This is a genomic window from Limnoraphis robusta BA-68 BA1 (assembly GCF_034932365.1).
GTDB classification, from domain to species: domain Bacteria; phylum Cyanobacteriota; class Cyanobacteriia; order Cyanobacteriales; family Microcoleaceae; genus Capilliphycus; species Capilliphycus robustus.
Map to the genome: position 1 here is coordinate 1 of NZ_JAYGHR010000013.1, position 25,963 is coordinate 25,963.

The following is a 25,963-nucleotide window of genomic DNA, read 5'->3' on the forward strand; positions in this document are numbered from 1 at the left end:
AGGTCTCGATTGACTTATTTAGAGCGTAATTCCACCACCATCTAGCACAACCAAAGTGCTGAGACAGTAATACCTGCTGGTTTGGTGTTGGATAGAGTCGAACCTTGAGCGCTTTGTGTAGCATCTTAATCCCTCCTTACCGCATTATACATAAAACAGTAACGATATCGGAAGATTTGGAAAACTACGTCCCTCCGTTTTCCCCGACTTTCATCCCACCACCAAGCTGAGTACAGCTATGGTGGGGGACTTCCCGTCGGCTTAGTTAAATTGATTTGGCAATTTAACCGTTACCCCTATCATTTTAATGGGTGACGGTGATTAATTTCCCATAAAATCTGAACGAACAGTGACTTGATTCCCCCAAGTAATCACTTTGTTCTGAAGCTTCCCGCAAGTAATTTCTTCACCGATTTCTGTGTAGATTTCGATCCAGTTCTCAAACTTTCCAGCCCCTGCAATTGCCATCGCTTCTAGAGCGTAAGTGGGCAAACCTGCGACAGAAACATGATAAATACAAACACAGCCAAAGCTTCCGGGTTGGGCGAAGTTTTCGCCGTAGAAGGCATAAGCTTCTCTGACGTTATCAGGAAGAACGATGGATGATTCTACAGAAGTTCCTAAATCTCCAACAAATACGAACTGCTGATCATCGTAATTTTTGAGAGCTTCATTAAAAAACTGTTGAACGGCTTCTACGTTAAATTCAGTTCCGACAATGGCTTTAAATCGTTCATCTGAACGAATATTGTCAAAATCTGAATCCGTTTTGGCTGACTTTTTGATTTCTGAATCTAAACTAATCGCTTTCTTTAAGTTGTCCAGAGCCAGTTCAACTTTGTTTTGTAAGCTATAACAGCAAGCTTTACTATAAAAGATTAACCCATTCTTCGGTGTATATTCTAGAGCTTTATCATTACTTTTGATCGCTTCATCATAGTTTTTAGAACAGTACAGAGCATATCCTCGATTACACCAATTTTGTGAGATATCTTTGATCACTTTCTCATTCCATTCCAGAGCTTTTTCATACCATTCAACAGATTCTTCATATTTTTCGAGCTGTAATAGAGTGAGGGCTTTATTTTTCTGGGCTGTATGAGCATCATAGGGATTTTTTTGGATTTTCAATGCTTGGTCAAATATCGTCAAGGCTTCTTCATATCTTTCTAAACTTAAAAGAGCGCATCCTTTTGTATTCATTGCAACAAAATGGTCACTAAAGAATTCGGGTTGTTGTTGGATTGCTTGTTCGATTACCGCAAGTCCTTCTTGGGGATTACCAGCCTCCCAAACTAGAGCTATTCCTTGATCCATTAACTTCTTCGCTTCCATGATAGATTCGTTGGCTGATGTCATTTTATATCCTCTATTTCTACAAATTATGTACAGAATATCTTCACTCAAACTTGATGAATTTGAGGAGTTGGGTTGTATCGGTGGGTTGGGTTCGGGGTTTGATCAAAACTCGACCCGTCGATCAGCCTGATTAAATCTATTCCTACAGGGGTGACTGTAAACAGTTAACAGTGAAAAAAAACGGATTGCTGTAAAGACTGGTACAGATAATTTATGAATGATCCCTACGGTGACGAGTCATAGGTGACTGATGACATGGAGCGAATCAAAGATCACCCATTTAGGTGAATTCAACTCAGTCTCGCTGACGATATATTGAATGTAACAACTGAGGAAGGAAATTGCAAGATGACAAATCCAACCTTAAACTCTCAACTTCAATCCTCGGTATAATCGAGATTGAAAACAATTTTTGCAACGCATCAAATCACTCGCAATGACTTACAAACGCTGATTCTTTTTATTAGAGGTTCTCAAGAATTACAAGCTGATGACCTGCATAAAATATATCAAAGGCTTTCACGATTTTACCGGGGGTAATTATGAACGATAAAAGCAGAAGTTCTTATTCAGTCTATGCCCAAATCATGCAATGGGAACGCGCAAAACGATTAGCAGAATATCAGGAAGAGGAGGAACTTGAAGGCTTTCTGACGACATCAAAGCTCTCTCCTCCGGCTAAAAAAACGACAACTCTTTCTCGTATTTCTAAACCCAAATCTTCATTAACTCCTGTTAAAAACACTTCTCAAGCTAAAATCTCGGCGGGAATTATCTTGATTTTGGGTTGGTTGATGGGAATAGTAACTTACTGGGGTTTTACTCTAGTTACGGCTAATTTTACCGCTCAAACTGAACAGGAAAGTTCGGTTTTATTGCAGAGTTCTTCTTTGATTCCTCGTCAATTTTTTCTCTAAATCGGTTAGGGGAATTCCGATAGAGACGTTGAAGACAACGCCTCTACATTTCTCTATTTAGGAATCTTCGTCAGTCGTCGTCACCTCTACAGATTCGACTTCTTCTGGTACAGATTCGACTTCTTCTGGTACAGATTCGACTGCTTCTTCTACAGATTTGACTTCTAATGTTCGGACTCGGTTAATAGCCGCCGCGAGTTCAAATCGTCGAAATAGGGCTAAATCTCCTTGAGGAAAAGGGGTAATTATATCTAATCCTTTTTCGGCGATATCTGCCATAACTCGATCTAAAATTTGAGATAGAGTATGTTCACCATTAATATACTGTTTTCTAGCATAAACCATTGCGGCTGCGATCGCTCGTAATTGATCTCTAGAAACTAACTGTTCGACTCCTGACAAATCAACATCTTCTGTTCCAAATGTGACTTCATCGAGATCGCGAACTTTCACCCGTACATCTCGCCGTCCGCGACTGGGATCTAAACTTTCTGGAAGGGGAACACGGGGTCGAATTTGACCAAATTGTTCACCGCCTTCGGAAGTGCGACCTGTTGCATATTCTGCGGCGATTTCTTTGGCTTTTTCGGTTAATTCTTGGGGTTGAAAATTGTCCATTGCAATCACCGTATCCGCCACATCAAAATAATCGCCACTTCCCCCCATAACTAAAATTGTAGAAACCCCATAATCGGTATAAAGTTGACGAACTTTATCAATAAAGGGTGTGATCGGTTCTTGGTCTTTGGCGATCAAGGCTTGCATTCGGCGATCGCGAATCATAAAATTAGTTGCAGCCGTATCTTCATCGACTAATAAAACGGGAGAAACCGCATCAGTAACCGAGTCATTTTCCGACTGAATTAACACCTCTAAGGCTTCCATAATATTGGCTGCTTGCGAAGTGCTTCCACTGGCGTTTTCGGTGGTAAATTCGGTGGTAGAACGGCTTTGAGGTAAGTGATTGACAAAAGGTGAAATATCAACTCCGGCAACGCTACGACCATCTTCAGATCTAATTTTAATGGCGGCTGGACTGGTAATTACAAATTCTCGTCCATCTCCTGAAAGATGATTATAAATGCCAAATTCTATGGCATTGAGTAAGGTTGATTTACCGTGATATCCGCCACCCACAATTAAGGTAATTCCTTTCGGAATACCTAAACCTTTAATTTCTCCTAAATTGGGGCGATTGAATTCAACTTCTAGAGATTCAGGAGATTGAAACGGCACAACATCAGTTTCTAAAGGTCGGCTATCAACGCCACTTCGTCGGGGTAAAATTGCCCCATTGGGAATAAAGGCAACTAAGCCTTTTTCGGGTAATTGTTGGCGTAACCAGTCGGCATCTTCTACGGTTTCGACATGAAGTTTACAGACTTCTGGATCGAAACTATTATATTTGAGAGAACGTTCAACAATTAGGGGAATATCATCACAAATCATCGCGGCGGCTTGTCGTCCTAATATTTGCCGTCCTCGGGCGGGAAGTCCGACAAAAAATCGCATTTCAACGCCTTTTTCTTTGGTAGAAGGCATGGGTTTAGCGCGTTGAAAGACGGGGTTTCCAATGGTTAGTTTGGGTTTAGGGGGGGCGACATAAATAAAGCTTGCAGAGGTTCGTTCTAATACCTCTTGTCCCATTTTAGTAATCGCAATCATCCCGCTTTTTCCGGTTCCTCGACGGCTGCTAATGTCACGGGCGTTTTTATCAAACTGACGGGTGAGATAGTCTCGCAAAGCGATTTCTCGAATGCGATTTTTGTAAAGTTCTGGAGGAAATCCGGCAATGTTAGGGGGGATGTGAACTCGAAACTTACTGGGAGCTGCAAAAGGATCGCCTTGAACGTAATCAATAATTAAGGTAAATTCCTCAAACTCATAAGTACCGAGAATATCTTTGTATGATCTGTAGCCTTGGTTGTCAAGGTCGAGTAATTTTCGGCGGAGGTCTTCTTTTGTGTTCATGAGTTAGATCTCGATGAGTGTATTATTCAGTGTTTCCTTGCGATTTGAGAGGATCTTGGTTTGAGCTGAACAGTTAATCCAATGTGCAAAGTTTGCCGAATCGGAAGACAAAGATAGAGCTTTTTTTTAGAGAATGACCTCATTATATCAGAGGATTTTGAGTTTATCTCGGGGGTTCATCCATCTAAATCGATTATTTAATTGTCCAATAAGCGACTGACGACATTGACAATTACTTGAGCCGAACCCATCAAAAATTCTCGATCAAGATGAGCCAGAGTATCACTCGGTTGATGATAGTGAGGAGAACGAAGATTAGCGGTATCTGTGATCAACACGGCGGGAATATTTTGATACCAAAAGGGAGCGTGATCACTTCGTAAAACATCAGGGGTCAGTACCCCTTTTAAGGGAATCGGTAAGGGAACAACGGGCGGTAAATTTAGGTTGGATAGGCTTGAGGATATTCCCTGAAATGATTCTAATATTTCGGGATGTTGAATTTCCCCGACAACGACTAAAAACTCTCCTTTCTCGGGAGAATTAACGCCACTGGCTTGTAAGAAAGGCTCAACATTTAAGCCTGTAGGATATTGTTGACAGCCATCTGTTCGACAGGCATAACCGACCATATCGAGGACAATAACATGGCGTAAATGTTGTAAGTTTTCGGGACGACCACTAAAGGCAAAACTCCCTAAAAGTCCTGATTCTTCTTGATCAAAGAAGACAATTTCTAAGGAATTTTTGCTGGTTTGTGAACCGAATAAACGAGCCACTTCTAGCAAAACAGCGATGCCACTGGCATTATCATCAGCTCCTGGTGAGTTGACAACGGTATCATAATGAGCGCCAATTAATAGGGTTTCTGCTTCAGGATCATCACCGGATCGTTTAGCGACAATATTAACACCTTGTTCAAAGGTTTGCAATGTCGGAGAAAAGCCCAATTGTTGTAATTGTTCGACTAAATAATTTCGCGTAAATTCCCGATCGCTTTCTGTATATCGTGAGCCAACTAGGGTTTCCATCTGACTCCAAATTTTCTCGGGGTTAATTTCAGCAATGTTAGCGGAATTAGAAACATTAACCTCAGACCATAATGGGGCTATGGGGTTGACATTCACCTCAAAATATGAGGTCTTTGATGAGTTGGGATCAGGGAGAACAGCCGGATGTTCTCGGGTCAATAAAACACTTGAAATCTCGGTCTTCCAGTTCAAGCTGCAAACCAGAAGACCTCCTAATAAAAACAACGCGATGAGGCTTTTCTTCATCATGTTTATCGACGCTTAATTTTCCTCAAAATCAATCTCTTGATTGAACAGTTGAAGTCCCTTTTCAGTCTGTTTGATCTTGGGAATGGTTATAATTTCTTCAAAACCAGCCAGTTTAGGGGGTGAGGGTAGCCAATCTTCTAAGCGGGGTTTAAAATCGTGAGCCATTTGCCAAAATATTTGGATTTCCTGGTCTAATTTTTGAGCTAATTGATTGATAATATTGGCTTGCTGACACAACTTTGGCCAGAGTTCTTGGGCTTGTAATTCATAAAGTTTAGCTTGTTTAACGGCAAGCTTTGCTTGGACTTTTTTGAGTTTCAGGTGAGTGGTTTTAATATTGCGATCAAGTTCCGACAGGTTGACTGACCATTCAGCAACTTGAGTTTGACAAATTTGATTAAATTCAGCTTTAGCTTCCGGTGAATGGTCTTTCGGAAAGATCACCGATACATAAAAACAGGAACGTTTGTCGCACAAAGAATTATACTCAGCTTGTACTTCATCAACTTGTGCTTTGATCTGGTTCCATTCCGATAGAAACTGTTCTATTACTTGACTCATGGTTTAATTACCAGTTCAAACAGAGGCATTTCTGAGTTTAGCAAAAATTTCGCCTCTAGGTTATGTTTATTTTCAGTAATCGCCGTTTAAAATTAGATTAGACTCTATTTTTCCCTGAATTTATAACGCAATAATTAAGAAATTTCGATTTCTGTTGACATCACTTTACTATAATTGAGTCAGATGTCAAGTAAAAAAGGGGGCAAATATGGCTTATCTGTGCGAACTGAGTCCCAGTCAAAAAGTCTATTTAGATGTTCAAGCCAACCAAACCGTAGTCACAACAGTTACCAGCAGTCCCGGACAACAACAGCAGTCAAGTAGCAGTTTTACGACTGGAAGTTGGACTTTCCTCCCCGTTATTTACCGCACTGACGCTGGAATTGTGATTGAAATCGAAACTGCACAGGGAAAACACTATGTTAATGTGCAGGGAAACAGCATGGGAGTAATGAATGATACACCTTCAATCACTCAGTCTGAGAGGCTACAACTTCAGCAAGTTTCCAGCATTCCCAACGCTACAATGTCTCCGATGAAACCGATGGAACCGATGAAAATGCAACCGATGAAAATGCAACCCATGCAAATGCGAATGGGAAATCTGGAAATGCAAATGAATTCTACTTCTGAAAGTTCAAGCTCTCAAACTCGACAATTTTGTAGTCAATGTGGAGCTTCTATTAAGCCAGAAGATCGCTTCTGTTCGAGTTGCGGTTATCGTCTCGATTCCTAAAATTGAGCGCGAATTTAGCTGGCACTATTGCTAATATCATTATCCGGTTTTTTGCTCATATCAGGCTTGACGATTTTGAGTTTGCGAGAAGCTGAACTATCTCTCGGGGTATTATCGAGATCATCTTCCATTAAGTTTCCGATTGCTTCATTGAGTTGACCAGGATTCATAAAGATAATCTTAGAATTGTTACTCTCGCTGAGTTTCTGATGAGCCTCGACATATTGTTTCGCAATCAGATATTGAATAAACTCCCGACTGTTGGGCTGTATTTGCAGGGCATCTGAGATAATCTCAATAGATTGGGCTTCACTGCGGGCAATACTAATTTCAGCTCGTTTTTTGTTTTCTGCGGCTTTTTCTTGCTCCATTGATTTCATAATTGCAGCCGGAGGCGTAACACTTTGCAGGTTTACCCGAATAATTTTAATCCCCCAATTGTCTGTGGCTTCATCTAAGGTTTTTAGGAGTAAATCGTTGATTTCATTAATCGAGGAAAACAGTGTTCTCATCTCAATGGTGGCAATTTTTGCCCGCAACGTTGTCAAGACTAAATTAGAGATTGATTCATCAACTTGTTCAACGTTGTAAAAAGATTTCTCGATATCTTCGATTTTCCAGTAAACAACTGCATCAATGGTTAAGGGAGTATTATCACTGGTAATCACTTCCTGGGGTTTGATATCGATAAACCGTTCACGAGTGGTATCATAGTGAACCACTTTTTCAAAGAAAGGAAGAATATAACGAACTCCTGGTTTTAGGGTGCGATGACGGCCATTTAAACCTTCGACAATGGCCTGATCTCCACCACTGACGACTTTAATTGAGGAATTAAACACGACCCCAATGACTAAAGCTGCAAAGAAGCTGAGTAAATATTGAGCCATAACAGTTAATAATGTGTCAAGTACCAAAATTAAGAATAGGTCTATAGTAGCACCGTTTCTCTAGCAATGACCTATTCTCTGATTTACTGTTACGTTAAACCCAATGCTTTATTTCGTCATCTTTTCTTAACCCAACGTTACACCTGATGACTCAAAACCGCCCGATAACGCACTTGATTATTTCTCACTTTTTCCAGGGCTTCCTGGGCTTTTTCCATCGGAAAAATTTCCACCTGGGGTTCAATGTGATAGCGGTCCGCGACTGATAACATTTCCTGCATCATCGCCCGTCCCCCAATGAGAGAACCCAAAATTCGCCGACGCTTCATAATTAAAGGAAAAAGAGGAAGTGTCAACGGGGCGTCAGGGACACCCACAATCGTTAAAGTGCCATCAGAGTCGAGAAAATTAACATAAGATTCCCAATCAATTGACACCGGAACCGTACTTAATAAAATATTAAACGGTTGAGACGGGGCAGAAGGGGCTTGATTTTTTTCGACAATGACAGTTTCCTTCGCCCCAAGTTCATGGGCAAATTCTGCTTTATCTTGGGAGGTGGTAAAAACAGTGACTCTGTTGCCTAATTTACTCGCAAATTGTACCGCCAGTTGACATCCTCCCATCGCTAAAAGCGAGGGATTCCTAAACCTCACGATTTAGGTTTCTGCTTCTTAGCACCTGCCTTCCGAGACTTACTCTGTTCGGGTCTTACGGTCGCTCCACAGACTGACACCGCAAGTCCTGCGGCCAAAATGTTTATACTTGCATTGAGATCTCGGTCATGGCGAGAATTGCACTTAGGACAATCCCACGCTCGGATATTTAACGCCATTTTTTCTGCGATATATCCGCAGTTGGAACATCGCTTTGAACTGGGAAACCAACGGTCTATTTTGATTAATTCCCGCCCGTACCACTCCGCTTTATAAGTGAGTTGTCGAACAAATTCTCCCCAGTTAGCATCGCTGATTGCTCTAGCTAATTTGTGATTTTTGACCATGTTCTTCACTGCTAAGTCCTCAACTACAATTGTTTGGTTTTCACGAATGAGTTGAGTGGTTAGCTTATGGGTATGGTCGCGCCTACAGTCGGCAATTCTTGCCTGAATCCGAGCTACTTTTACTCTGGCTTTCTCTCTATTCTTTGAGCCTTTAATTTTTCGGCTTAAAGACTTTTGAGCGGGTCGGAGTTTTTTGTACAGTTTGTCAAAATGTTTGGGGTTTGAAACTTTAACCCCATCGGATGTGGTAAACAGACTGCTGATGCCAAGATCTATCCCTACTTTTTTATCGACGGGTTTTAATTTGTGGTCGGTTGGGTCGTTAACTCTTAAAGACACAAACCATCTACCGCTCGGGTCTAATTTAACTGTAATGGTCGATGGTGTACAACCTTGGGAGAGTTGACGACTCCAACGAATGGGTAGAGGCTCCTTGCATTTGGCTAAGTAGACAAGACCTGCTTTGAACTTGAATGCCGACTTGGTAAATTCAGCACTGCCACCGTTACGCTTTTTCTTGAAATTTGGATATTTGGCTCTACCCACAAAGAAGTTGGTAAAAGCGGTTTGCAAGTGCCTTAAACTTTGCTGAAGAGGAACACAACTCACATCATTTAGGAAGTCTAGTTCCTCTAATTTTTTCCACTCTGTCAGCATTGAAGAAGTCTCGGAGTAGCTCACTCGCTTTTTCTCTTCATACCAAGATTGAGTCCGCACCGCCAGTGCCTTGTTATACACCAGTCGCACACACCCCAAAGTCCTCCTCAACAGAACTTCCTGTTCAGGAGTTGGATAGAAGCGGTAGCGGTAGGCTTTCTCTGTCATGTCTCACATTTTAACATACAGTCTGTGAAGTTTACAATTAAAAGAGGCGTTTCCTCCCATCGGTAAAACCGAGGGTCTCCACGCCAAATTCAGATGACCTAAACCGCCCACACCGATAATCCCAATTTCTAATCCTGAACCCATTCCCGCATATCGTAAGGCTGAATAAACGGTAATTCCTCCACAGAGTAACGGCCCTGCTACATTGGTTTTAATGCCATCAGGAATCGGAAAAGCAAAGCGAGAATCCATTTCTAAATAATCCGCAAATCCACCGGGTCCTGTGGCAATTAAGGCTTGAATATCATTGCAGAGATTTTCGTTTCCTCGCAAACAATCTCGACAACTTAAACAGGCGGTTCGTTGCCAACCCACACCCACGCGATCGCCAACTTTGATATGATGAACTTGGGAACCGATTTCAACCACTTCTCCGATGACTTCGTGACCGGGAATAATCGGATAATTGCTGATTCCCCAATCATTATCGATCATGTGGATATCGGAGTGACAAATTCCACAAGCCAAGACTTTGATCAGACATTGAAAATTTTCGGGAGATGGGCTTTCATAGCTGTAGGCTTCGAGTTGAGACCCTTTCGTTTTAGCGGCGAGTCCTTGAATTTTCATAGATTGTTTGGAGAAAAGATTTAAGTAGGGGCGGGTTCGCCAAAATGCTGATTTCTGACAAATCATCTGAATAAACCCGCCCTAATCGGATTCATCAATAATAATACTGTAGGGGCAAGTTCTGCAAAAATATTTTTTTTACAAATAATCTGTATAAACCCGCCTCTTAAGTTTCAAAACCTTTGGAGTAGGCTTTTAGTCCGAAGAAAGAGCGCTCAAGCGCAACAACGAACTTACTGATTTCGGCTTTGAGTCATTATAAACTGCATTAACCCTGGAAACAACCGATACGCTTCTGTCGCGATAGAAGTTAACCCAACAACGGTATCGGATTGTTTTTTATGAACGGCTTCCCAAATGGCTTTTGCAATGTCTTCCGGTTGACTAACAAAAGATGATTTTAACACCGTTTCCATTTGTTGGCGACGGTTCTCAACTTCGCTGTTATTTTCTCCACGAAATTGCGCTCTTTCCATGAAGTTACTGTTAATAATACCGGGATGAACAGCACCAACGTTAATCCCTTTGGGGGCGAGTTCTAACCGTAGGGTTTCTGTTAGTCCTGTTACTGCATATTTACTCGCACAATAAGCCGTCATATCGGGTAAGGGTATTTTCCCTCCAAAGGAACCCACGTTAATAATCGTTCCTTTTTCACGTTCAAGAAAATGCGGTAAAATGGCGTTAATTGTGTATACATAACCCCAGAAGTTTGTATTCATAATTTGATGCCAATCTTCTAAGGTTGTTTTTGCCATTGAACCGGTTAAACAAATTCCAGCATTATTTACCAAGACATCAATATTTCCGTAAGTTTCTAAGGCTTTGTTGACTAACTCTTGAACCTGTTTAGCATCACCCACATCCGTCGGAATTGCTAACACTGAACCGCCCAAACTTCGCACTTCGTTTGCTGTTGCTTCTAAACGCTCTAAATTGCGGGCTGCTAATACTACATTATAGCCTTTTTGAGCAAAGAGTAAAGCGGTTGCTTTTCCACTCCCTTGAGAAGCGCCAGTAATTAAAACCGTAGAAACCATAATAATTTTCAAACGATAAGATGTATGATCACAAACCCAGTGGGCGATAAAGTTACCGGGTTTCTAGAACTATTATGATAGATGATTGATTTTTCTGCAACAATTGAGAAGTTAACTGTAAGGAGGGCGGGTTTATATCGGTTATTGATGGGAAAGATAAATTTGTTCAGAACCCGCCCCTACGGTTTTCTTGATCATCGATATTTATGCAACAATTGAGAAGGTTTTTTCTGTTCCCTAATTTGATGATGCAACAATCAAATTCAACTTCTCCCTGGCTAATTGGGTTAATTGTATTTATTGGAGTGATTGCGGTTTCAACGGGTGCAATATTAGTCCGTTTAGCAACAACAACCGCCGCAGTGAATACAGTCGGATTTAGTTTAGTGATGTCTGCTTCTCGTTTAACGTTTGCGGCGTTATTGTTAGTTCCAACCTGGCATAAAATAACTTGGAATTCCCTACAACCCGGAGCGTTATTTTATGCAATAATAGCCGGAATTTGTCTCGCTTTTCATTTTGCTACTTGGATCACCTCTTTATCTTATACCTCAATCGCCGCTTCGACTACGTTAGTCACGACAAGCCCCGTTTGGGTAGCAATATTATCGGCAATTGGGTTAAAAGAAAAACCCTCAAAATTAACAATATTGGGAATCTTCATCGCTTTAAGCGGGGGGATAATAATTGCAATCGGCGATCGCAATACAACAGCCGTCAGTCAAAATCCCCTATTAGGAAACAGTTTAGCCTTAATTGGTGCTTGGGCAATTAGTTTTTATCTAATTTTCGGACGAATTGCCCAAAAACGCGGCTTTCAAATAGGCGGTTATATTGCAGTGGCTTATACCGTCGCCGCAGTGATATTACTCCCCCTACCCTTTTTCTTCGGAACCCAATATAGCGGCTATCCGAACTTAGTGTATGTTTACCTAATCTTAATGGCAATTTTACCGCAACTCGTCGGACATACCAGCTTTAACTGGGCAGTGACTCGCACCTCGCCGACTTTAGTCATGTTAGCGATATTATTTGAACCTGTGGGGGCAAGTGGTTTAGGATATGTCTTTTTTCGGGAAATTCCTTCTTTAACGGTTGTCGGAGGTGCTATTGTAATTTTAATCGGGGTAGCGATCGCTGTATTCGGTGCAAAATCGAATAGGGTTTAATCCCCAAATAACGCTAAACTTCAAAATGGCAGCAATTAACAAACTCTTCGAGACTCCGAACTTTTACCTAGAGGATTGGCAGATGTCACCCAAATCTATAAGCTTTAACTAAAGTTGATTGCTGCATTGATAAATTAACACTGACTCACTCTATAAAGTATTACCGATGACTGCGACTCAAATTCCTTCTCCGATCAACCTGGGCGGCTACAAACCCCTATCACTCGATCCCGCCAATTCTACCCTAACCGACGAACAACGGGAAACCCTGAAAGCGAATATTCAATTTTGTCGAGATTTAATTGTTTTCTTCACAGCAACCGGGGCGGCTAGAGGCGTAGGCGGTCACACAGGCGGCCCTTATGATACAGTACCGGAAGTGATGATCCTCGATGCTTTCTTCCGAGGTCAACCCGACAAATTTGTACCGATTTTCTTTGATGAAGCCGGACACCGAGTGGCGACTCAATACCTGATGGCGGCGCTAGCGGGTGAACTTCCTGCCGAAAAACTGTTACATTACCGTGAAGCCCATTCTACCCTACCCGGACACCCGGAACTCGGACTCACACCTGGGGTAAAATTTAGTTCCGGTCGTTTGGGTCATATGTGGCCCTATGTTAACGGTGTGGCCTTGGCAAACTCCGGTAAAACCGTTTTCTGTTTGGGTTCAGACGGTTCCCAACAAGAAGGAGACGACGCCGAAGCCGCCCGTTTAGCCGTGTCTCAGAATCTTAACGTTAAACTGATCATTGATGATAACGATGTCACTATCGCCGGACATCCTTCTGACTATATGCCCGGTTACACCGTTTCCCAAACCTTAGCAGGTCACGGCCTGAAAATCTTAGAAGGAGACGGCGAAGATATTGATGATCTCTATCGTCGCATCTGCGAAGCCGTGAATACTGACGGCCCAGTTGCCGTTGTCAATAAACGCCCCATGTGTGTGGGAATAGAAGGCTTAGAAGGGTCTGAACATGGTCACGACGTTATTTCCTTCGATCTTGCGATCAAATACCTAGAAACACGCGGTAAAACGGCTGAGGTTGAATATCTCAAGAATATTGAGAAGCCGAAACAAACCTATACCTTCCTGGGTTCGAGTGATAAACAAGGGTCGAACCGCAATGTATTCGGGGATGCAGTGGTTTCCGTTTTGCAGGGAATGAGCGATACTGAACGCAAAGAAAAAGTAATCTGTATTGACAGTGACTTAGAAGGATCTTGTGGGTTAAAAGCGATCGGTCAAGCGTTCCCTGATATTTATGTTAAAGCGGGAATTATGGAACGAGGCAACCTCTCCGCCGCCGCAGGGTTTGGGATGGAAAAAGGCAAACAAGGAATTTTCGCCACCTTCAGCGCCTTTTTAGAAATGTGTATTTCTGAAATTACAATGGCGCGGTTGAATTATTCTAATTTGTTGTGTCATTTTTCTCACTCCGGTATTGATGACATGGCCGATAATACTTGTCACTTTGGTTTGAACAATATGTTCGCCGATAATGGCTTGGATGATGGCTATGAAACCCGGTTATATTTCCCCGCAGATGCCAACCAAATGAAGGCTTGTGTGGAAGCAGTCTTTTTTGATCCGGGGTTGCGGTTTATTTTCTCCACTCGTTCAAAAGTGCCTTATATTTTGAATAGCGAGGGCGGGAATTTCTTCGGCGACGGATACAAATTTGTTCCCGGAAAAGATGAAGTCATCCGCGAAGGAACAGCCGGATATATTATTAGTTTTGGGGCGGCGTTGTATCGTTCTCTCGATGCGGTTGAACGTCTCAAACAAGAAGGAATTGATGTCGGTTTAATTAATAAGGCGACATTGAATGTTGTCGATGAAGACATGATCGCCAAAGTTGGTCAGTCTCCAATGGTTATCGTATCAGAAGCGTTTAACCGTCGCACAGGACTCGGTAGCCGTTTCGGAACCTGGTTACTCGAACGGGGTTTTGCACCCAAATTCGCCAGTTTAGCCACCCATCACGAAGGCTGTGGCGGGTTGTGGGAACAGTTCCCCCATCAAGGAATTGACCCCGATGGCATTATGAACAAGGTTAAACAGTTACTCGGTTAAAACCTCAAAAACCCGGTTTCTCAAGAGTTACCGGGTTTTTCTTCAAAGTAGGGAATAAGGAACAGTAGAGATAATATTGAATACAAACTTTGTGTCTTTGTTTCTTTGTGTTTTTTCCCCTTAAAATCGGGTATAATTAGTCATCATCACTAAAATTAAGACTCACCATTTCGTTAGAATTTCCCCGACGACAAAACACAACATTGTTGCTAGAACGATCTTCTTTTAAACAAGAAACTTGCTGTTCAAAGGCTTTGAGGTTATTCTGATAACGACCCGGATCAATTCCAAGTTTTTGTCTAAATTCTCCCCAAGTGACATCCACAACCGCTTCACCCCCGCAGATCATTTCTACTTCCCCTCTTTCGATATCCACATCGCCGAGATCGACTTCTGCTTCTGCATCTTCTATTTCTAAAATGCGACAGGCTTCGAGTTTATTATCTCCACAGGCGACGAGGCTGGTAGCAAGTGCGATCGCCAGGGTAAAAATTCCGATTGATTTGATAGACTTTAACACGGTAGTCTAGGTTTAATTTTACTCGATATGATTAACTACATCAATCTTCGAGTAATCTTCGGAAAGTTTCAAAAAGTTAAGCGATTCTCCTATTGAGAGGCTACGCGATCGCAAACCCAGTATGGGGACGCACATCCGGGAGGTGAAACCCCAAGACAATGCGATCTTTCGGAATTCCAGCTTCCATTAATTCGGGTGTCACTCCATCTTCTGTATCATCCCGTTGAACCCAGATTTTACCCTCAATAATATCTAAGTGAACCATACAACTATGGATTCGTTTGACTCCATCCCATCCCAAACTAATGATCAAATAACTATCTGTTTCGGAGTCAACAACTAACTTATATTGTACCTCATCAGTTGTATAAAATTTTGCATTAGCCGCTAAAACTTGTTTAATAATTTGTCGATCAGGGTTTAAGGTATCCATCGGACAATTACCTCTTGTTTGGGTTCAAAAATTAATAAATTTAGGTTCTCCGTTTCTATTAAAAGCTGACCTATCGGTTCTTCAGAAGAACAGCACGATACATCACAAACTGTCCGACTGCATTTCGCAAATCTTCAATATCAGAATAACCCATAAAGCTTTTAATTTCAACTGCTATTTTTCGGTCTTCTAATTCGGCTGCGAGTAGCTGTTTTGCACCCAAGTCTACATACATATCCTTAGTTCCCCACCTCAGATGTAAGGGCTCGTGAGTTATCGTCCAATTCTCTTTAATGAGTGCAGTTTTAACCGCATTATGATAGAGATCTAAGGCTGGCATAATTATCAACAGCAGCAATTGATATGAACTATTATACCTAATTTAGTCGATTTTTAAAATTCCTATTTTTTTGATTTGGCTAGAATAATATTCTGAAAGTAAACGTTCATAAGGCTAAATTTACGCTCAGAGTTTTCACGGTAATTCAATTATTATATCCACCACAATCAAAATATACAGTCCTTTTTAACTCACCATAAAAAGTCTGTTTTTTTCCAAAATTTACCTTTACTTTCGGAAATTGCCTAGCAAAAAGCTGTTGTTATCAATACTGAGTTAAAGCTTAGAAAGATGAACGTTAAAGAAATGATTCAAAAAGCCATTCGTGAGGAACTTGCAGGAACTCGTGAGAAATGGGTAAGATTTTCAAGACTAGCAGTAATATTAAGGGGTAATGGAATTTATATCAAAGCAGAATATTTTCACAAAAATCCTGATTTTCTGGTCTACCGAACCGAAAATATTAATGTTTTTTATGTTTCACTTCCTGAACGTTTCCCTTTTTCTCAAAATCCGAAAAAACATCCTCCAATCAAAAAAAGAACATCTCGATCTAAAAAAGTAATTTCTACATCACTTCATAAACTTTCTGTAGAAGATGCAACCTCAATTGATATCAATTCGCCAGACAGTTTTGAACAAGCTTTACGGAAGATTCTGATCTCTTTAACCGGAAATCAGCCAGATTATTTTATTCAGCTTGAAGTCTTGAGTCATCAATTTTATGAAATTTATCATCAACCGATTCGACAAGTGATGAAAAAATTTTATCCCAATAAAAAACTGAAGAATATATTAGCAGAAAGTCCTTTATTCCTCCTTCGAGAATCACCTGAAAAACCCAATAAGTGGGAAGTTGCAGTCAATGACTCCTGAAATACAGGTTGGAGTTAGTAAAACTAAAAATTTCCCCTATCCCACCCTCACCAAAAAAACAGATCAGTACGCGGTTGTAACATTTAACATTACCCAATACACAGGTAACAATACTGGGCGTAAATTGTACTTGGGAATCGAACCCTTTGACACTGCCCCGGTATCACCAATAATCACCTGAATAGGGTGAGAAATTCCAACTTTCCCAGTTGGCGGGTTGTACTCGCTTCTGCTGTTTTGGCTACCAACTATTTTTAAGCTTCTACTAACTCCGTTTGCCAGTTCATCGCTTGAATTTGTGAATCTAACTGTCGATATTCTCGCGCTAAGTTATCAATTTTTCGTTGTATTTCGGCAATATCAACGGTACTAATAAACCGCACTTCTGAACGAGAATAGCGATCTTGACGAATCGATGCAGTTTGAATTAGACTGTTGTAGGTGTTCCACATTTGTTGTAAAACATCCCGTTCCGCTAACGCATCAGCCAGAGTTTTGCCTTGAAATTCTGTGATAGAATTCGTGCGGTTAATACGCTGAATTAAACTCGTCAGTTCAGTTGAAATTGCATCCAACTCTACCATCAATTCTTGAGGATTTTCTGGCGGTTGTTCTCCTTCTTGGACTTTGGCACTTCTAACTAATCGTTGTTGCAATTGTGCGATGCGTTTCTGACAGTCTGCGCGTGAAATTAAAGCTTCTGCTAACTTCACAGTTATCACCTCCTTTATTAAAGTTATAAACGAAATAATTTAGTATGTTCCTAGTTTTGAATTAAAGTTACTTTTCCGATCAGGAACCCAACGACTACCACCATCACCTTCTGTTGGTGGCTTGCGGTTAGAAGGATGAAAATCAAACTCCACTGCTTCTTCTATTGCATTCTCTGGCGTGAAATTGGAATAACGATACAGTGATGAAGCCAAGTTTAATCCCATCGATGCGACAACAAAAGTCGTCGTTAATGTGACGAAGTGATAGACTCTTTTTTCTAATGTGATAGCCATTTTAATCACTCCTCTAGAAATATATATTATCTGTCCGGGCTACTGTAGAGTGTGTGATTAAACCCGGTAACAGTTGAAAGAGGAGTTGGCGATCTTTTAACAACAAAAAGGTCAAAGATCTAACTTTAAACTGCTTCCCAGGGAATCATCACATCTTGACTCAGTTGAGGATTAAACCCATCCAAACTGACAGGTTTTTCATTCCCTTTTAATGATTTCGCTACCCGTTTTTGAGTATCGCCCAAACGTCCTTCACATTTAATTTGAAGCATAATTTCACCTCGCTTTTCTTTAGCGTTATCAATATACTACACAAGTATTACAAGGCTGTCAAGTGGGTTTTCTGAAATTTTTGAGTGGTTTGTTGTCTCCAGTCGCTCAAAAGCCTTCACAGTAAGTGTTTCAGTAAATTATTTTTATCCAATTTTCAGGGAGGTTAAAGCAAACAACAGGGCGCAAGCCTTGCGCCCCTACAAAGTTGTATGATCAATCCTAGAATTTCACGTTATCGTAGAGGATGTTTAGCTTTATTTAAAGCCGCCTCATAGATTTTTTGATTGCTTTGAACCGACTTCATCAAATCAACAACAGGATGAGGATAATTCACGCCTAATTGTACACCAAATCGCTTTTGTTCAACCGGAAGTAACGTCCAGGGTTCGTGAACTTTTGATGCAGGTAAAGCTACTAATTCCGGCAACCAATGCTTCACATAATCCCCATTAGGGTCATAATCTTTCGCCTGTTTGGGAATATTAAAATACCGAAAACCTCGCGCATCATTTCCCACCCCTGCGGTATAGTTCCAATTTCCCCAATTACTACAAACATCATAATCAATTAACACCGACTCAAACCATTCCGCCCCCATTTTCCAGTTAATTCCTAAATTTTTAGTCAGAAAACTCGCCACATTTTGTCGTCCTCGGTTCGACATAAAACCCGTTGCTGCAAGTTCCCGCATATTCGCATCAACCAAGGGAAAACCTGTGGTTCCAGTCTGCCAACGTTCAAAGCGTTCCCAGTCTTTTTTCCAGGGAATAGGAACCCCTTGTAAACCCGATAAACGGAAAATTTGATTGCCATGTTTCAGACAAATAAACCGAAAATAATCCCGCCATAGCAACTCAAAAACTAACCAATAAGTCGAGTCATTTTTCACCCGATGTTCTTCATAATCTTGCACCTGATCATAAATAAACCTCGGCGATAAACACCCCATTGCTAACCAAGGAGAAAATTTAGAAGAATAATTCCCCCCTAACATTCCATTTCGGGTTTCTTTATAGTCTTTTAAACAATCTTCTTCCCAAATATAATTCTTTAACCGGGTTATTCCGGCTGTTTCTCCCCCTTGAAACTTTAAAACCGCCCGTTCATCAAACCTTGGTGTTTCCAAGCCCAAAACTTGCAATGTTGGTAACTCTCCAATATCAACTTTCGGTAAACTCGGTAAACGCTTAGGCGTGGTAAATGAAGCGTAAATTGTGCCGTTTTTCTCAACTTTTTTTCTAAATTGAGTAAAAACTTCAGGAATTCTGCTGATAGGAAAGGGTAAATCATCCAAATCATAAAGCGTCGCCCCCCAACAAGATTTTAACGCCACGCCTAAAGGTTTTAAGGCTTGTTCTAAAGCAGCTTCAACCGCTAATTCTTCTGAGGTGACTTCCCGATAATAGTAAACCGCATCAATTTTGAATTGTTTAACCAGTTCAGAAATAACGGTTTCTGGGAAATCAGAACGAACAATTAAATCACTCCCTAATTGTTGCAGAGATTGACGTAAATCTGTTATACTTTCTATTAAAAATTGAGCGCGAAATGCACCCGTTTTAGGAAAACCAAACGAGGTTTTACCAAATTGTCGAGGATCAAAGCAGTAAACCGGAATAATCTCTGCTTGGGCTTTTACTGCTAAATGTAGGGGTTCGTGATCATGGACTCGTAAATCGTTACGATACCAGATTAGCACTCGTTTATCACTCATTTTTCGTTAATCTGATTTGTCTTCGTTACAAATTTTAACAAATTTTTACTGTTTAGTTTCTATACCTGGAATAAAAAATCCAAACGAATGCTAACTATAGTATGTAGAACTTTAGTTATCATTTTTCATAAAATAGGTAAGAAATAATTTTTGGCTCCTCAAAGCCGTGAAAGAACCTATATTAGTTCAATTTGGTCAACAAGTTAGAAAAGCTAGGTTGAAACAGGGTTTATCTCAAGAAGAACTAGCTGAGAAAGCAGGAGTACACAGGACATACATTGGTATGATTGAGCGTGCCGAAAAGAATATTACCCTATTAAATATTGAAAAATTAGCGAAAGCTTTAGATATTAGTATTGTTGATTTACTGAGTGATAATAATGAATGATTTGATTAAAAATATAGAAAAATTTTGTCTTAAATATAATATTTTGCCTGAAAGTTTGCCGGACATTCTTCAAGATCCTAAAGTTTTACCGATGATTCGAGGCAAAGCTTTTGAGTTTTCTGCAATTGCCCAATTTGAGAAGTATCTCGATAAAAAATCGTGGAAAATAGTGAAACCGAAAATTAATCCTCAATTTGGTTCGAGCGATCAAGATGTGGTTATTAATCATTTAGAAACCCATATCAATGTTAGAGTAGAGTGCAAGCTAGCAGCAAAAGGTAGATATAGGAAAGTTAAAGCAAACACAGAAAACCAGACTCAATATTTTGAGATTGATGTAAAGTGTATGCGGAGTCGAACTTTAGGACCAGAAAGAGCTAAACAACTTTCTACTAAGGTCAATATTCCAGTTGATGTTATTATGATTCATAACGATCAATATTTACCTAATAGTTTTGATCTTGTTGTAACCTCAATTGCTAATGCTTTTTACGAAACCGATGAAGCAACAGGAAATTTTGAATGGCATCCTAAAGAGAAATCGAAAGAGTTTTTAGAAAAAATTAGTAACAAGAATATTATCGATTTACAAGACGAGTCTAATTTAAAAGATGTAATATTTGATAAAGTATATATCGCCAAGTCTAATGATTTAGCAGCCCTATTCAAGAACAATATCAAATGCACAAGACGAGAATGCAAAAACCCTTATAGTTGTGGATTTATTCCTAACTTTCCTAAAATCGTTTTTGATCTAAATACAGGCAAACCGCTACCTCCTTGGTTGGAAATTCAAGATTGTTTACAAGTTTTACAAACCTTTATAGAAAATTAACAGGGACATTGACTTGCTATTTTTAGCTATAAAGCGGTAATTCTAGCTGTTTATAAGAATGAGTCAAATTGAGTGAAGTTAATCCATAATTTGTGATAAAGATTTCTTTGCCTTTGTAGCGGCTGCCTTTCTTTTTTAATGATTTTAAGGAATTAGTATCTTTGTTTTTTTTCTGATCATCTGTTCTGCCTACTGTATAATTCCATTCTTTTTCATCAATTTGAGATGCCCATTGATAAAGCTCTCGAATTTCAGAAACATTATCATAAGTCAATAAAAATTTGAGTCGCTTGCTATGGAATTTAATAACTTCACATAATCTTAAGTGATCATCTTGAGTAAAGTGGTGAGTATAAAAATTATCTTGACGAGCATTAAAATAAGGAGGATCTATGAATAAAAACCCACCATCTTCAACTTGATTAAAAACTTGTTCAAAATCTAAGTTTGTAATTTTCACATTTTGAAGCTTTTCAGAGGTACGCAAAATATTACGAGGCCAGTTTTCAGGTTTCATACTATATTTATCCCCATATCCCCAATAGCAACTTTCCCGTTTCATAATACCAGAGTATGAGGTTCGATTTAAGTAAAACCATCTAACTGCTTTTTCTAAATCGTTAGTTGGCTGATATACGTTTTTATAATAGGTATGACGTTCTTTTGTGGCTTGTTCTCCTTTTAGTTTTTCAATTAAATCATCAGGTTGATCTCGAATAATCAAATAACAATTAATCAAGTCATCATCAATATCGTTTAACCAATTTTTATTCGCTTTTTCCTTTGCAAAAAATATAGAACCTCCCCCGGCAAAGGGTTCTATGTAGTGGGTATGATCAGGAATATATTCTAAGATTAAATGACGCGCATAAAATTTACCTCCAGGATATCTAAACGGGGAATTAATAGCATGATTCATAAAAAGTTTCTCCAATTCTTTAATAATTAACTTACTTAATAAATTTTAAGTATTTTTGTCGTAATGATAATGATAGTAGGCAGAATCAGTTCTGTCAACTGATACACTGATTCTGAATCCTTCCTTTACTTTTTTCCGTTTTTATCCAGTGATGAACTCACTCCATTTCTCGAACAAAACTAGACAATAGGAGAAATTACCCTGTTAAAAACCTTCAGAAATTGGGTAAAAAAACAGCTAAAAAACAGTTAACAAATTGGGGTTTTTCCCGGTTTAACCGCATGAAAAGATTCACTCCCCGAATGCGGCCAACCGCGACGATAAGACGCCTCTCCAGGCTGTCCCCAACCCAATTGTAATAAAACCTCTAAAAAATTCGACTTTTCCCATTTGAAAATACAAGCCCATTCCGTGCGTTGAGCGATCGCATCGATTTCCGCCGGATGAACTCGCCGATAATCTTTCCCCGCATTCAAACTCAAATATAAATCCATATCTACCGTCACCTCATACCAAAACTCAAGCAGTTGAGACTTCGCCGCTTTTAAAATTTCCATATCTTGAGGTAACGCCATCAACTGATCATCAACTCTCGGATAACAAAGCGTTTTTCCCTTCAACGTAATTTCTCGCCAAACAATCCCCGAAACTTGGTAATCCATCTGATATTGATGAACAGCCGCTTTAAAATCTTGATAAGCGGTAAACTTTTGAATGGCATCCGGCTTTAGAAAATAATCAACCACTGGGTTTCCCACCGCCGGAGTCGCAGACAAATTGAGACGCTCTCCATCTAAACACGCTTTGCGCTCACAATTCAAGATTTCAATCAGTTCATCGGTACTGTAGACTTTGGACATCTTTTGGCGTCCTTTACTCCTCAACAAATCCGTTGACTCGATTGTAGATTTTAGATTCAAAAATGGGAAGGGATAGCCAGTTTACAGTGACCAGTTTACAGTGACCAGTGACCAGTTACCAGGGAACAGTGAACAGTTAGAAGTTAGCAGTTAGCAGTTAGCAGTTAAAGACTTCCCCTCTAGCAAGATTGCCTTTTGCATGAGAGCAAGATTGCCTTTCCCCTGGTCACTGATAACTGTAAACTGTAAACTTGTCTTCACTGGTCACTGTAAACTGGTCACTGTAAACTGGTCACTGGTCACTGATAACTGATAACTGATCACTGAATTAAGCCGACTCACTCGCTACCAATTGATTTTCTTGACGTAGATAAGCTTGAATAAAATCATCCAACTCGCCATTCATCACATCATCAATTGCCGTCGTTTCCACTGTGGTTCGCAAATCTTTAACCATCTGATAAGGATGAAAAACATAGTTGCGAATTTGGTTTCCCCAAGCCGCATCCACTAAATCTCCGCGAATTTCTGCAATTTCTTTCGCCCGTTGTTCTTGAGCAATAATCAACAACTTCGCCTTCAACAACGCTAACGCCTTTTCTTTGTTTTGCAACTGCGATCGCTCTTGAGTACAACGCACCGCAATACCCGTCGGAAGATGAACCACCCGCACCGCCGTTTCCACCTTGTTAACGTTTTGGCCGCCTTTTCCACCTGCCCGAGACGTTGTGATCTCCAAATCTTTTTCAGGAATGTCTAACTGCACGCCTTGATCAAGCATCGGCATCACCTCCACGCCTGCAAAACTGGTTTGTCGCTTGCCATTAGCGTTAAACGGAGAAATTCGGACTAAGCGATGAGTCCCCTTCTCACACTTGAGATAACCATAGGCATAACGGCCTTCAATTTCCAGCGTTGCCGACTTAATTCCGGCTTCATCCCCCTCCGAGAATTCCGCCATATGTACTTTATAACCGTGAGCTTCTCCCCAACGAGTGTACATCCGCAGCAGCATCTCCGCCCAATCTTGAGCATCGGTTCCACCCGCCCCGGCATTAATCGTCAGAACCGCTCCATTTTGGTCGTAGAGGCCTGATAAAAGCTGTTGGAGTTCCCAACTATCTAAATCTTGATTGAGATGGGTTACATTCGATTCTGCCTCGGCTAATAGCGTCTCATCGCTTTCCAACTCCAGCAACTCCAAAATGGCACCTGTATCTTCTATCGTTTTGTGCCATTGTTGATATTGTTGCAAAATAGATTTAAGGTCGTTAAGTTCTTGGAGTGTTTTTTGAGCCGTGCTTTGATCCTCCCAGAACTCCGGTTGGGCGGCAATTTGTTCTAAATCTTCGATCCGGGCGTTGAGTGCGGGTAGGTCAAAGATAGTCCTGGGTTTTACCCAGGCGCTCAGACAACATTTCGAGTTCGCGCTTAATTTCTAATACTTCCATAGGGCGTTCGACTGACAACCTTTCTTTACAAAAGTTACACTGTAGATTTTAGCGGTAATTTATCGCTGCGTGTCTGCAATTTTCACTCCTCTAAGTATGTCTCGTCAAATTTTTGCTACAGGTCGCCCACGCAACCAGACTCATGCTCGTGATCAATGGATTGATTATTTGTGGATATTTGGACTGTTAACAGCAGCCCTATTATTATTTGGACTCAATCTCGGCGGTGTTGCGTTGCGAGACTGGGATGAAGGAATTGTCGCCCAAGTCGCCCGTGAAATTGCCCAAGGGGATCTCAATTGGCTTTATCCCACCTTACATGGAGATCCCTATTTCAATAAACCCCCGCTTGTTCATAATTTAATCGCTTTAGCTTACCAGTTCGCGGGAACTCACGAATGGACAGCCCGTTTCCCTTCTGCAATATTAACGGCAGCTTCTGTTCCCCTTCTCTACCGTTTGGGTTTAGAACTGTTTCGTCAACGAACGCCTGCGGTTTTTTCAGCTTTAGTCTATCTCACCTTGCTTCCGGTTGTCCGACAGGGACGGTTAGCCATGTTAGATGGAACGGTGCTATTTTTATTGATTTTAATGCTAGCTTGCGTGTTGCGATCGCGTCGAGATTTGCGTTACGCTCTCGGATCAGGATTGGCTTTCGGACTGTTATGTTTAACCAAAGGAATTTTACTAGGATTCTTGCTCGGTGCGATCGCCTTTTTCTTTGTATTATGGGATACGCCCCGACTGCTTCAGTGTAAATATCTTTGGATCGGGTTACTCTTGGGTTTAGTTCCCGTCACGCTTTGGTATACTGCCCAATGGCAACATTACGGTCAATCCTTTTTTCAAATTAATCTCAAAGATCAATCTTGGGAACGAATATGGCAGTCAGTTGAAAATCATCAAGCCGCCCCTTGGTATTATCTTTTAGAAATTTTAAAATACGCTTTTCCTTGGCACCTGTTTTGGATACCCGGACTGATTTTTACCTGGAAAAATCGCAATTTTAGCTGGGCAAAATTAATCTTAGTTTGGACAGGGATTTATTTCGTTTCGATTTCTCTGATGACCACCAAACTTCCCTGGTATATTTTACCCCTGTATCCCGCTTTTGCTTTAGCAGTGGGTGCTTATTTTGCCCAAGTCTGGCGAGAAGGCGATCAAGAAACCGGACAATGGCAAGGAAACCTTCATCAACTCGAAGATTTACCTTCTCCTTTACCCCATCAATTTACCCCGATTTTTGCCCTGCTTGCGGTTGTCGCCTGGTTAGGTTGTCTGTATTTTGGCCAGATCATTCCGGGTTTTAAAGTGGCGGAAAATGAGATGGATATACAGCTAACTTTCGCCGCATTATCAATCACTTTTGCCCTAACAACATTGCTGCTTCATCGCAAAGATAGACAATTTTTAATCATTTTGTTTTGGGGAATGTATGTTTCATTAATCCTGTTTGTGAGTTCTAATAATTGGGTTTGGGAACTCGCAGAAGATTATCCCGTTAAACCCGTCGCCGCTTTAATTCAACAAGGAACTTCTGCCAATCAACCCATTTATACTTCTCATCCCTACTCTCGTCCTTCCTTGAATTTTTATAGCGATCGCAAAATTCGTTCAGTCGAGGATGAGGAATTGAAACAAAAATGGCAAACTCCTAAACCCTATTTTCTACTCGATCGTTCTACCCTAAAACGCCTTAAACTGGATCAAGTTCAATCGATAGGTAGCGCCCAAGACTTAATATTAATCACGAAAAAGCCCCAGAATCCCTGTTGTGATACCCCAGTCAACGAATCGACAATTTAACAAAGGTTTAGCCAAAAATCCTCGCCTAAAGTCAATTCATCAAAATTACCATTGGAGAGTTAATCTAGTCCAATCAATCA

At 40.7% G+C, this 25,963-nt stretch carries 28 protein-coding genes; 8 read left to right on the plus strand and 20 right to left on the minus strand.

Features of this window, described 5'->3' with window-relative positions:
* A partial coding sequence (locus tag VB836_RS07895) for a helix-turn-helix domain-containing protein (protein WP_323218875.1) occupies positions 1-124 on the minus strand: 124 nt, incomplete at its 3' end.
* Positions 125-321: 197 nt separating this feature from the next.
* Positions 322-1,359, minus strand: a complete 1,038-nt coding sequence (locus tag VB836_RS07900; RefSeq protein WP_323218814.1) for a tetratricopeptide repeat protein — start codon at positions 1,357-1,359, stop codon at positions 322-324.
* 542 nt (positions 1,360-1,901) lie between these two features.
* Here VB836_RS07900 and VB836_RS07905 point away from each other — a divergent pair.
* Positions 1,902-2,276: a hypothetical protein gene (locus VB836_RS07905; protein ID WP_323218815.1), complete on the plus strand. Its 375-nt coding sequence runs from the start codon at positions 1,902-1,904 to the stop codon at positions 2,274-2,276.
* A 57-nt stretch (positions 2,277-2,333) separates the two neighbouring features.
* Here VB836_RS07905 and VB836_RS07910 read toward each other — a convergent pair whose 3' ends face one another.
* From VB836_RS07910 to VB836_RS07920, 3 genes are all read right to left on the minus strand, one after another.
* Positions 2,334-4,247, minus strand: a complete 1,914-nt coding sequence (locus tag VB836_RS07910) for an ABC-ATPase domain-containing protein (RefSeq protein WP_323218816.1) — start codon at positions 4,245-4,247, stop codon at positions 2,334-2,336.
* A 197-nt stretch (positions 4,248-4,444) separates the two neighbouring features.
* Positions 4,445-5,527: a M28 family peptidase gene (locus VB836_RS07915; RefSeq protein WP_323218817.1), complete on the minus strand. Its 1,083-nt coding sequence runs from the start codon at positions 5,525-5,527 to the stop codon at positions 4,445-4,447.
* 12 nt (positions 5,528-5,539) lie between these two features.
* Positions 5,540-6,088 carry a hypothetical protein gene (locus tag VB836_RS07920; protein ID WP_323218818.1) on the minus strand — a complete coding sequence of 183 codons (549 nt, stop codon included), beginning with the start codon at positions 6,086-6,088 and terminating at the stop codon, positions 5,540-5,542.
* Between the two features lie 208 nt (positions 6,089-6,296).
* Here VB836_RS07920 and VB836_RS07925 point away from each other — a divergent pair, with 208 nt between their 5' ends.
* The gene (locus VB836_RS07925; protein WP_323218819.1) at positions 6,297-6,824 is read left to right on the plus strand and encodes a zinc ribbon domain-containing protein; all 528 of its coding nucleotides are present in this window, start codon (positions 6,297-6,299) and stop codon (positions 6,822-6,824) included.
* A gap of 14 nt (positions 6,825-6,838) precedes the next feature.
* Here VB836_RS07925 and VB836_RS07930 read toward each other — a convergent pair whose 3' ends face one another.
* From VB836_RS07930 to VB836_RS07950, 5 genes are all read right to left on the minus strand, one after another.
* On the minus strand, positions 6,839-7,714 hold the full coding sequence (locus tag VB836_RS07930) for an SPFH domain-containing protein (protein ID WP_323218820.1): 876 nt from the start codon (positions 7,712-7,714) through the stop codon (positions 6,839-6,841).
* A 137-nt stretch (positions 7,715-7,851) separates the two neighbouring features.
* Positions 7,852-8,340 (minus strand): zinc-binding dehydrogenase, encoded by a 489-nt coding sequence (locus VB836_RS07935; protein WP_323218822.1) that lies wholly within the window; start codon positions 8,338-8,340, stop codon positions 7,852-7,854.
* Positions 8,341-8,366: 26 nt separating this feature from the next.
* The gene (locus tag VB836_RS07940) at positions 8,367-9,542 is read right to left on the minus strand and encodes an RNA-guided endonuclease InsQ/TnpB family protein (protein ID WP_323218824.1); all 1,176 of its coding nucleotides are present in this window, start codon (positions 9,540-9,542) and stop codon (positions 8,367-8,369) included.
* 3 nt (positions 9,543-9,545) lie between these two features.
* Complete coding sequence (locus VB836_RS07945; protein ID WP_323218825.1) at positions 9,546-10,172, minus strand: alcohol dehydrogenase catalytic domain-containing protein; 627 nt, start codon at positions 10,170-10,172, stop codon at positions 9,546-9,548.
* Positions 10,173-10,405: 233 nt separating this feature from the next.
* Positions 10,406-11,212 carry an SDR family NAD(P)-dependent oxidoreductase gene (locus tag VB836_RS07950; protein WP_323218826.1) on the minus strand — a complete coding sequence of 269 codons (807 nt, stop codon included), beginning with the start codon at positions 11,210-11,212 and terminating at the stop codon, positions 10,406-10,408.
* Between the two features lie 248 nt (positions 11,213-11,460).
* Here VB836_RS07950 and VB836_RS07955 point away from each other — a divergent pair, with 248 nt between their 5' ends.
* Together VB836_RS07955 and VB836_RS07960 are read left to right on the plus strand one after the other, a co-directional pair.
* A complete protein-coding gene (locus tag VB836_RS07955) occupies positions 11,461-12,381 on the plus strand; it encodes a DMT family transporter (RefSeq protein WP_323218877.1) in 921 nt (306 codons plus the stop codon).
* Between the two features lie 166 nt (positions 12,382-12,547).
* Positions 12,548-14,461, plus strand: coding sequence for a transketolase C-terminal domain-containing protein (locus VB836_RS07960; RefSeq protein ID WP_323218827.1), 1,914 nt, complete (start codon positions 12,548-12,550; stop codon positions 14,459-14,461).
* 136 nt (positions 14,462-14,597) lie between these two features.
* Here the strand turns inward: VB836_RS07960 and VB836_RS07965 are convergent, their stop codons facing one another.
* The 3 genes from VB836_RS07965 to VB836_RS07975 form a co-directional block, all read right to left on the minus strand.
* Positions 14,598-14,981 (minus strand): hypothetical protein, encoded by a 384-nt coding sequence (locus VB836_RS07965; protein WP_323218828.1) that lies wholly within the window; start codon positions 14,979-14,981, stop codon positions 14,598-14,600.
* Positions 14,982-15,081: 100 nt separating this feature from the next.
* Complete coding sequence (locus VB836_RS07970) at positions 15,082-15,414, minus strand: XisI protein (protein WP_323218829.1); 333 nt, start codon at positions 15,412-15,414, stop codon at positions 15,082-15,084.
* Between the two features lie 70 nt (positions 15,415-15,484).
* Positions 15,485-15,754, minus strand: coding sequence for an element excision factor XisH family protein (locus VB836_RS07975; protein ID WP_323218830.1), 270 nt, complete (start codon positions 15,752-15,754; stop codon positions 15,485-15,487).
* A 291-nt stretch (positions 15,755-16,045) separates the two neighbouring features.
* On the opposite strand from VB836_RS07975, the gene VB836_RS07980 reads away from it, so the two are divergent.
* Positions 16,046-16,630, plus strand: coding sequence for a hypothetical protein (locus VB836_RS07980; protein ID WP_323218832.1), 585 nt, complete (start codon positions 16,046-16,048; stop codon positions 16,628-16,630).
* A gap of 254 nt (positions 16,631-16,884) precedes the next feature.
* Here VB836_RS07980 and VB836_RS07985 read toward each other — a convergent pair whose 3' ends face one another.
* The 4 genes from VB836_RS07985 to VB836_RS08000 all read right to left on the minus strand — a co-directional run bounded on the left by VB836_RS07985 (position 16,885) and on the right by VB836_RS08000 (position 19,624).
* Positions 16,885-17,343 (minus strand): DIP1984 family protein, encoded by a 459-nt coding sequence (locus VB836_RS07985; RefSeq protein WP_046278717.1) that lies wholly within the window; start codon positions 17,341-17,343, stop codon positions 16,885-16,887.
* Between the two features lie 39 nt (positions 17,344-17,382).
* On the minus strand, positions 17,383-17,637 hold the full coding sequence (locus tag VB836_RS07990; RefSeq protein ID WP_323218834.1) for a hypothetical protein: 255 nt from the start codon (positions 17,635-17,637) through the stop codon (positions 17,383-17,385).
* A gap of 125 nt (positions 17,638-17,762) precedes the next feature.
* Positions 17,763-17,909, minus strand: coding sequence for a hypothetical protein (locus tag VB836_RS07995; RefSeq protein WP_323218835.1), 147 nt, complete (start codon positions 17,907-17,909; stop codon positions 17,763-17,765).
* Positions 17,910-18,142: 233 nt separating this feature from the next.
* Positions 18,143-19,624: a DASH family cryptochrome gene (locus VB836_RS08000; protein ID WP_323218837.1), complete on the minus strand. Its 1,482-nt coding sequence runs from the start codon at positions 19,622-19,624 to the stop codon at positions 18,143-18,145.
* Positions 19,625-19,790: 166 nt separating this feature from the next.
* Here VB836_RS08000 and VB836_RS08005 point away from each other — a divergent pair, with 166 nt between their 5' ends.
* Together VB836_RS08005 and VB836_RS08010 are read left to right on the plus strand one after the other, a co-directional pair.
* Positions 19,791-20,012 (plus strand): helix-turn-helix domain-containing protein, encoded by a 222-nt coding sequence (locus VB836_RS08005; protein ID WP_046279434.1) that lies wholly within the window; start codon positions 19,791-19,793, stop codon positions 20,010-20,012.
* A complete protein-coding gene (locus tag VB836_RS08010; RefSeq protein WP_323218838.1) occupies positions 20,005-20,847 on the plus strand; it encodes a hypothetical protein in 843 nt (280 codons plus the stop codon). The genes VB836_RS08005 and VB836_RS08010 overlap by 8 nt, the downstream gene beginning before the upstream one ends.
* Positions 20,848-20,869: 22 nt before the next feature.
* Here the strand turns inward: VB836_RS08010 and VB836_RS08015 are convergent, their stop codons facing one another.
* The 3 genes from VB836_RS08015 to prfB form a co-directional block, all read right to left on the minus strand.
* On the minus strand, positions 20,870-21,766 hold the full coding sequence (locus tag VB836_RS08015) for a DNA adenine methylase (RefSeq protein ID WP_323218839.1): 897 nt from the start codon (positions 21,764-21,766) through the stop codon (positions 20,870-20,872).
* Between the two features lie 248 nt (positions 21,767-22,014).
* The gene (locus VB836_RS08020; protein WP_323218840.1) at positions 22,015-22,626 is read right to left on the minus strand and encodes a hypothetical protein; all 612 of its coding nucleotides are present in this window, start codon (positions 22,624-22,626) and stop codon (positions 22,015-22,017) included.
* A gap of 328 nt (positions 22,627-22,954) precedes the next feature.
* Positions 22,955-24,077, minus strand: a protein-coding gene (gene prfB / locus VB836_RS08025) for a peptide chain release factor 2 (protein WP_152964658.1) whose coding sequence is annotated in 2 segments (ribosomal slippage) — positions 22,955-24,004 and positions 24,006-24,077 — 1,122 coding nt in all. Because the reading frame shifts where the segments join, the coding sequence is not laid out codon by codon here.
* A gap of 96 nt (positions 24,078-24,173) precedes the next feature.
* Here prfB and VB836_RS08030 point away from each other — a divergent pair.
* On the plus strand, positions 24,174-25,883 hold the full coding sequence (locus VB836_RS08030) for an ArnT family glycosyltransferase (protein ID WP_323218841.1): 1,710 nt from the start codon (positions 24,174-24,176) through the stop codon (positions 25,881-25,883).
* The last annotated feature ends 80 nt before the right edge of the window (positions 25,884-25,963 follow it).